This is a genomic window from Stenotrophomonas sp. HMWF003 (assembly GCF_003061285.1).
Classification (GTDB): Bacteria; Pseudomonadota; Gammaproteobacteria; order Xanthomonadales; family Xanthomonadaceae; genus Stenotrophomonas; species Stenotrophomonas maltophilia_AP.
In genome coordinates, this window is record NZ_QAIW01000194.1 from 33,976 (window position 1) to 41,827 (window position 7,852).

General features: G+C 68.5%; 8 protein-coding genes and 1 pseudogene. 1 reads left to right on the forward strand and 8 read right to left on the reverse strand.

The window, feature by feature from the left end; all coding sequences use genetic code 11:
- Nucleotides 1-508 (forward strand): annotated as a pseudogene (gene pyrB / locus DBR34_RS22375) (aspartate carbamoyltransferase catalytic subunit); the annotation flags it as partial.
- Between the two features lie 241 nt (nt 509-749).
- On the opposite strand, the gene DBR34_RS07945 reads toward pyrB, so the two are convergent.
- From DBR34_RS07945 to rapZ, 8 genes are all read right to left on the reverse strand, one after another.
- Complete coding sequence (locus tag DBR34_RS07945) at nt 750-1,199, reverse strand: transposase (RefSeq protein ID WP_128096388.1); 450 nt, start codon at nt 1,197-1,199, stop codon at nt 750-752.
- Nucleotides 1,200-1,645: 446 nt separating this feature from the next.
- Nucleotides 1,646-2,443 carry an alpha/beta hydrolase-fold protein gene (locus DBR34_RS07950; RefSeq protein ID WP_128096389.1) on the reverse strand — a complete coding sequence of 266 codons (798 nt, stop codon included), beginning with the start codon at nt 2,441-2,443 and terminating at the stop codon, nt 1,646-1,648.
- Nucleotides 2,444-2,510: 67 nt separating this feature from the next.
- Nucleotides 2,511-2,777 (reverse strand): hypothetical protein, encoded by a 267-nt coding sequence (locus DBR34_RS07955; RefSeq protein ID WP_128096390.1) that lies wholly within the window; start codon nt 2,775-2,777, stop codon nt 2,511-2,513.
- Nucleotides 2,778-2,790: 13 nt separating this feature from the next.
- Nucleotides 2,791-4,152 (reverse strand): magnesium transporter, encoded by a 1,362-nt coding sequence (gene mgtE / locus DBR34_RS07960; protein WP_038689989.1) that lies wholly within the window; start codon nt 4,150-4,152, stop codon nt 2,791-2,793.
- Between the two features lie 218 nt (nt 4,153-4,370).
- A complete protein-coding gene (gene ptsP, locus DBR34_RS07965) occupies nt 4,371-6,140 on the reverse strand; it encodes a phosphoenolpyruvate--protein phosphotransferase (protein ID WP_258223746.1) in 1,770 nt (589 codons plus the stop codon).
- A gap of 2 nt (nt 6,141-6,142) precedes the next feature.
- A complete protein-coding gene (locus tag DBR34_RS07970) occupies nt 6,143-6,412 on the reverse strand; it encodes an HPr family phosphocarrier protein (RefSeq protein WP_038689987.1) in 270 nt (89 codons plus the stop codon).
- Complete coding sequence (locus tag DBR34_RS07975; protein ID WP_038689985.1) at nt 6,405-6,797, reverse strand: PTS sugar transporter subunit IIA; 393 nt, start codon at nt 6,795-6,797, stop codon at nt 6,405-6,407. Before DBR34_RS07975 ends, DBR34_RS07970 begins: the two co-directional genes overlap by 8 nt.
- Nucleotides 6,798-6,989: 192 nt before the next feature.
- Entirely contained in the window at nt 6,990-7,844 is an 855-nt protein-coding gene (gene rapZ / locus DBR34_RS07980) for an RNase adapter RapZ (RefSeq protein WP_258223747.1), read from the reverse strand.
- Nucleotides 7,845-7,852: the final 8 nt, after the last annotated feature.

The window sequence follows — 7,852 nt, forward strand, 5'->3', positions numbered from 1 at the left end:
CCAGGGCCTGCTGGACATGCTGACCCTGCGCCAGGCCAAGGGCAGCGATTTCTCGAAGATGAAGGTGGTGATCGTCGGCGACGTGAAGCATTCGCGCGTGGCCCGCACCGACCTGCACGCCCTGCGCACGCTGGGCGTGGGCGAGATCCGCGTGTGCGGCCCGCAGTCGCTGCTGCCGGACGACGACACCCTCAAGGGCTGCATCGTCGGCCAGGATTTCGATGCCATGCTGGAAGGCGTGGATGCGCTGATGATGCTGCGCCTGCAGCGCGAGCGCATGGAAGAGGGCCTGGTGCCGTCGATCGAGCAGTACCACGCGCAGTACGGCCTGGACGCCAAGCGCCTCACGCGCGCCGGCAGCGATGCCGCCGTGCTGCACCCGGGCCCGATCAACCGCGGCGTGGAAGTCACCGACGAGGTGGCCGACGGCCCGCAGTCGTGGGTGCTGCGCCAGGTCGCCAACGGCGTCGCCGTGCGCATGGCGGTGTTGGAGACGTTGTTGGGGTGAATCCCACACGGGTAGTGCCGGCCGCTGGCCGGCTCTGCAGCGAACCACCCGCAATCACGTAGCGCCGGCCGCTGGCCGGCTCTGCACGAATCCATCGGTATGAAGAGCCGGCCAGCGGCCGGCACTACCGTTGTGTCCGCGAGGAGCCGGCCAGCGGCCGGCACTACCGTTGTGTCCGCGAAGAGCCGGCCAGCGGCCGGCACTACCGCTGTGGCCGCGAGGAGCCGGCCAGCGGCCGGCACTACCCGGTCCACAGGCTCCAGGCGTACGGGTAGTCCTCGATCTGCTCGCTCAGACCTGCCCGGACGGGATTGCCCAGGATGTACATGGCGTGGCGATGCAGCGAATCGTCCGACCGTACAGCGTGATCGTGATAGCCAGCCTGCCACAGCGCGCCACCTCGACCGAGCGTTCGGTTGATGGCCAGGGCACTCGACGATTTGAAACGGCGCGCGATGCCTGCCAGCGGCTGGCTCCCGAGTTCCACCAGCCAATGCACATGATCGGGCATCACCACCCAGGCCAGTGACCGGGCGTAACCACGTTGGTCGATGTTGCGCAGGTGGTTCATGGCGATGGCCGCCAGGTTGGGGTCATCAAACCAGCGGCGTCGGCCGTGACAGACCATCGTCAGGGTGTACGCCTGTCCGGGAAGCGAACAACGGCCGATGCGCAGTCGGAAAGAGCTCATGGGGCATGGTGATTGATCGTCCAGCGCAGGGGTGTCAGGCAAACGCGCACGCGTCGGTGGTGCAACAACGCGGCAATGCAGGTCGCCGGCCGCAAACGGGTAGTGCCGGCCGCTGGCCGGCTCCCAGCCAGCCAACGGTAGTGCCGGCCGCTGGCCGGCTCTGCATGAATCCAGCGGTATGAGGAGCCGGCCAGCGGCCGGCACTACCGGGTTGGGTTGCGAGGAGCCGGCCAGCGGCCGGCACTACCGGGTTGGGTTGCGAGGAGCCGGCCAGCGGCCGGCACTACCGGGTTGGGTTGCGAGGGGCCGGCCAGCGGCCGGCACTACCGGGTTGGATTGCGCGGAGCCGGCCAGCGGCCGGCACTACCGGGTTGGATTGCGAGGAGCCGGCCAGCGGCCGGCACTACCCGGTTGCGGGATCCAGGAACCGGTATGCGGCGGTACGTTTATCGCTTCTGCGCCCACAACCACGCCCACATCGCGTCATCGGCATAGGTGGCGTCCCACGCGTTGTGGTTGCCGTCCCGGTATTCGGTGTAACGCACGTCCTTGGCCCCGGCCTGCGCGAAGGCCGCCTTCAACCGGCGGTCGTCTTCGGGCGGCACCACGTCATCGCGGGCGCCATGGAACATCCAGATCGGGGTGTGTTTCAGGCGTTGGGCGATGGCGGCGTACGGGTCGGCTTCATGCGCCACGTCTTCCACGAACAGGGTCGGGCGCACCGCACGCGGGGCCAGTACCGCCCCGCATACCGGTACGATCGCGGCGAAGCGCTGCGGTGCGTCCAGCGCGATGTTCCAGCTGCCATAGCCGCCCATCGACATGCCGGTGAGGTACTGGCGCTGCGGGTCGGCGTTGAACTCGGCCACGGTGGCATCCAGCGCGGCCAGCGCGATGCGGGTGTTGCCGCCCGACCACTCGCCGTCGCCCGGTACCTGGGGCAGCACCACCAGTGCGGGGAAGGTATCGGCATGGCGGCGCAGGTAGGGCCCCAGCCCGGCCTCGGTCTGGGCCTGGTTGTCGGTGCCGCGTTCGCCCGAACCGTGCAGGAACAGCACCACCGGCAGACGATCGGGCTGCGCCCGTGCGCCGCGTGGCACGAAGACCTGGTAGTACGCGGTGCGACCGTCCACCTTCACGGCGCGGGCTTCGAAATGGCCCACCTCCTGGCGGGTGGATGCGCACCCGGCCAGCGTCAGCATCGCCATTGCCCACAGCAGCCACCGCGCGTGTCGTCGTGCCATTGCCCATCCTCGACTGGAAACGTTTTCAGTCTAGGCGCCCCGGCGCGCCGGGGCATCGTGCAGTGCATCAGTCCGGGCGCGGCGCGGCGGCCAGGATCTCCATCTGCTCGATCGCCTCGGGGTGCCCATCGGCGGCGGCGGCCTGTACCTGGGCCAGGCTAGGGTGGACCACCAGCAGGATCGGGTTTTCGCACTGCGGGCAGTCGAACTGCGCTTCGTCTTCGTGCAGTTCCATCGGCATCTGACGCGCGCTGCCCTGCCATTCGCAGGCGGCGCAGGTATACGTTGCGTCGCGCCAGCCGGGGACGAAGTAGTTGTCGAGGGTCACGGCCATGCGGGGTCCAGGGTCAGTGCAGCAGGATCAGGGTGGCCAGGCCCAGGAAGCTGAAGAAGCCCATCACGTCGGTGACGGCGGTCACCACCACGGTGCCGGCCACAGCCGGATCGACGTTCATGCGCTTGAGCATCAGCGGCAGCAGCACGCCCGCCAGCGCCGCGGCGCAGAAGTTGATGATCAGCGCCAGGGTGATCACCAGCGACAGCAGGAAACTGTGGAACCACAGGAAGGCGATGATGCCCACCACCGTGCCGATCAGCGTGCCGTTGATCAGCGCCACCCGCGATTCCTTCCACAGCAGGATGCGCGCATTGCTCGGGCCCACCTGGCCCAGCGCGATGCCGCGCACCATCAGGGTCAGTACCTGCACGGCGGCATTGCCGCCGACGCCGGCCACGATCGGCATCAGCACCGCCAGCGCCACCACCTTCTGCAGGGTCAGCTCGAACTGGCCGATCACGCTGGCCGCCAGGAACGCGGTGCACAGGTTGATGCCCAGCCAGACCACGCGGCCGCGCACGGCACGCTTGATCGGCGAGAACAGGTCTTCCTCTTCGTCCAGACCGGCCGCGCCCAACGCCTGGTGCTCGGCCTGCGACCGGATGATGTCGACCACGTCATCGATGGTGATGCGGCCGAGCAGGATGTTGTTGTCGTCCACCACCGGGGCGGACACCCAGTCATGATCGGAGAACTGCCGGGCCACTTCCTCGGCGCCTTCGCCGACGTCGATGGCCGGTTGCTCGTCGTCGATCAGCCGGTTGATCGGGGTGTTGTCTTCATGGGTGACCAGCGCGGCCAGCGACAGCCGGCCCAGGTACTGGTGGCGGCGGCTGACCACGAACAGGTGATCGGTATGGTCGGGCAGTTCGCCGCGCAGGCGCAGGTAGCGCAGCACCACGTCCACATTGACGTCGGCGCGCACGGTCACCACGTCCGGGTTCATCAGGCGGCCGGCGCTGTCCTCGGGGTAGGACAGCACCTGTTCAAGCCGCTCGCGGTTCTCGCGGTCCATCGACTTGAGCACTTCGTCGATGACCGTGTCCGGCAGGTCCTCGACCAGGTCGGCCAGGTCATCGATGTCCAGGTCTTCGACCGCGGCGATGATTTCGTCCGGGTCCATGTCGGCCAGCAGGCTTTCGCGCACTTCTTCGCCGACGTGGACCAGCACCTCGCCATCGTCCTCCGGGTCGACCAGGCCCCACACCACTTCGCGCTTGCCCGGCGGCAGCGATTCCAGCAGGTTGCCGATCTCGGCCGGCGCCAACGTGTTGACCAGCCGGCGCACCGGACCCAGTCGCCCGCTGTCCAGTGCATCGGACAACAGCCGCAGCTGGCGTGCCGTCTTGTCGTGGCGTACGGCTTCGGCCATGGGCAGCTCCTGCGGGAAAAGAAAAGGCCGCGATCCGGACAGGATGCGGCATGCGGGGTGGTCAGCGCGTCATTATCGCGTGCTTGTGTGTCAATCGGGTAGGGCGCAGACGGCGATGCGCGTGGGACGCACGCATTCAACGACGGTAGTGCCGGCTGCTGCCCGGCAACCACGCATACCGATCCGAAGGTTCATGCGGAGCCGGCCAGCGGCCGGCACTACCGGGCCTTCTCGATCCAGCGTTCGATGCCACGCCGGTCGCGCGCCTGCATCAGCTTCGGCGCCATCGCCTGCAGCGCGGACAGGTCGCTGTCGCGGATCGCGCGGCGCACTTCCAGCAGCGTGCCCGGATGCAGGCTGAACTCGGTGAGGCCCAAGGCCAGCAGCAGCGGGGTCATGCGCGGGTCGCCGGCGATCTCGCCGCACACCGCCACCGGAATGTCATAGGCCTGGCCGGTGCGCAGGATATGCGCCAGCAGGCGCACCACTGCCGGATGCAGCGGCGAGTACAGCTCGGTGACCGCTTCATTGTTGCGGTCGGCGGCCAGCAGGTACTGCACCAGGTCGTTGGTGCCGATCGACAGGAAGTCGACCAGGTCGATGAAGCTCTCCAGCGCGATCGCCGCAGCGGGCACCTCGATCATCGCGCCGAACGGAATGTGTTCGGCCACCTCATGGCCTTCGGCGCGCAGCAGCTCGGCCTGCTTGGCCAGGCGCCGGCGCACCGCGAGGATCTCCTCGCGGGTGCTCACCATCGGAATCAGGATGCGCAGCTTGCCGTAGGCCGAGGCACGCAGGATCGCGCGCAACTGGGTGTCGGCCACCTTCGGCCGGGCCAGCGACAGGCGCACCCCGCGCAGGCCCAATGCCGGGTTTTCCTCGTTGCTCAGGGTCAGCCCGGTGCGGTCGGCCTTGTCCGCGCCCAGGTCCAGGGTGCGGATGGTCACCGGCCGCCCGCTCATGCCCAGCGCGGCGTCGCGGTAGGTTTCAAACTGCTCCTGCTCATCGGGCAGCTCGTTGCGCTGCAGGAACAGGAATTCGGTGCGGTACAGGCCCAGCCCGTGCGCGCCCAGCGCATGGGCCTGGGTGACGTCTTCGCTGGATTCGGCGTTGGCCAGCAGCGCGATGTCGACGTTGTCGCGGGTGCGGGTCGGCTTGGTGCGGAGGCGGCCGAGTTCGCGCTGTTCGCGCGCGTGTTCGCGCAGGCGCACGCGGTAGTCGCGCAGGTCCGGGGCCTGCGGGTTGATGGTGACCGTGCCGTCGCTGCCATCCATGATCAGCACGTCGCCGTCGGCGACCTTCTGCAGCACGTTGGGTACGTTGACGATCAGCGGCAGGTGCAGGCTGCGGGCCAGGATCGCGCTGTGCGACAGCGCGCTGCCGCCGGCGGTGACGATGCCGACCACGCCGTGTGCCTGCAGCTGGGCCAGCTCGGACGGGGCGATGTTGTCGCAGACCAGGATTTCGCCGGCCATGCCTTTGACGTCCGGCGGGCGCTTCTGCAGGAACGCATGGATGCGGCCGATCACATGGTCCAGGTCGTCCATGCGGCTCTTCAGGTAGGCATCGTCCATGCCGTCGAAGACCTTGGCCAGGCGGTCGCGCTGCACGCGCAGGGCGTAGCCGGCGCTGTAGGGGCCGCTGCGGATCAGCTCATCCAGCCCGAACAGCAGCTCCGGGTCGTCCAGCAGCAAGGCGTGCAGGTCGAGGAACTCGCCGACTTCCTTGTTCAGGGCGCCCTGCAGGCGTTGGCGCAGGTCGTGCATTTCCGCCCGCGCCGCGTCCACGGCCTGGTGCAGGCGCTCCAGTTCGGCCTCCACCTTGGCCGGCGGGATGCGCTGTTCGGCCACTTCCAGCGCGTGCGGCAGCCGCACCCGGGCGCGGCCGAGCGCATTGCCACGCGAGGCACCGTGCCCGGTCAACAGCAGCGCGCCGGACGCGGTCCGGCTGGCGGCGGTCGATCCCGGTCGCGACGGCTGCCCCGGCATGGTCAGTTGTCCTCGTCGAAGCGCCGTTCGAACAGGCCCACTACCGCGTCCATCGCGGCGGCTTCGTCTTCGCCGTCGATGCGCACGGTGACCGGGGTGCCCTGGCCGGCGGCCAGCAGCATGACGCCCATGATGCTCTTGGCGTTGATCTCACGGCCCTTGGCGGCCATGGTCACGTTGCAGCGGAAAGGGGCCAGCTCCTGCACCAGCTTTGCAGTGGCGCGGGCGTGCAGGCCCAGGCGGTTGGATACGGTGAGTTCACGTTCAAGCATCGTCGACAATCGCTCCATTGCGAGTGCCTGCCGCGGCAGTGGCAGGCAGTTGATCCAGTCCCTGTTCCGGATAATTCATCACCCGCAACAACATCGGCAGGCTAAGCGCCGAAACCCGGCGTGCCGGGGTGCCCAGACGAGCCAGTTGCCCGGCCAGATTGCTGGGGCTGGCGCCGTACAGGTCGGTCAGGATCAGCACGCCCTGGCCACTGTCCACCCGGCGCAAGGCGGCCGAGGCGAGTGGGAGCAGGACGTCCAGGTCTGCGTCGAACGGTACTTCGAAAGCTTCGGTCTTCAGCGGCAGGTGCCGCAGCAGCCGGGTCGCCACATCCAACAGGGACGTGCCGACGCCGGGGTGTGTTACGAGGAGAATGCCACAGGTCATCCCCGAACGTTAACAGGTCAACATGAATTGGGGGTAGGGGGAGACCGCATGCGGACGACCCCGGGTAGCACCCGACCCTTGGTCGGGTGACATTTCAAATGGGGCCAGTGGCCGCAAAAAAAGCGCCTCCGCGCGCACGGCCCCCGATCCGGCGACATTTCTGTGTTCCAAATCGCGTGCCTGGGCCCGCCGTCAATCCAGTTCCCGGTGGAAGGTGGCCACTTCCGGCCAGCCCTGCTCACGGGCGTGGCGGGCCATGCGTTCGGCCAGGTACACCGAGCGGTGCTTGCCGCCGGTGCAGCCGAACGCCACGGTGACATAGCTGCGGGTGTCGTTGCCCAGTCGCGGCAGCCAGGTGTCCAGGAAGTCGATCAGCTGGCCGGCATAGCGCTGCACGTCGGGCTGGGCGTCCAGGTACTCGCGCACGGGGCGCTCGCGGCCGGACATCGGGCGCAGTTCGGGGTCCCAGTGCGGGTTGGGCAGCACCCGGGCGTCGAACACGAAGTCGGCCTCGGCCGGCACGCCGCGCTTGTAGGCGAACGATTCGAACAGCAGCGACAGCTTGCTGCCATGGCTCAGCGCGAACTCGGTGACCACCTTGCGGCGCAGCTGGTGCACGTTGAGGGTGGTGGTGTCGATCACCGCGTCGGCGGCGCGCCGCAGCGGCGCGGTCAGTTCGCGCTCGCGCGCGATCGCTTCGGGCAGCGACAGGCCAAGCTGGCTGAGCGGGTGGCGCCGGCGGGTGTCGGCGTAGCGCTTGAGCAGGGTTTCGTCGGTGGCATCGAAGAACAGCAGCTGCGCGTCCAGGCCGGCGGCCAGCGCGTCTTCGCGCCAGTGCGAGAGCTGGCTCAGGTCGCTTTGCCCGCGCACGTCGATGCCCACGGCAAGGCGGCGCGGCGCGTCGGCATCGTGGCCGGCCAGCAGGCTGCGCACGAAGTCCGGCAGCAGGTTGATCGGCAGATTGTCCGAACAGTAGTAGTCGAGGTCTTCGAAGGTTTTCAGTGCGACCGTCTTGCCGGAGCCGGACAGGCCACTGACGATGATCAGGGTGGCGG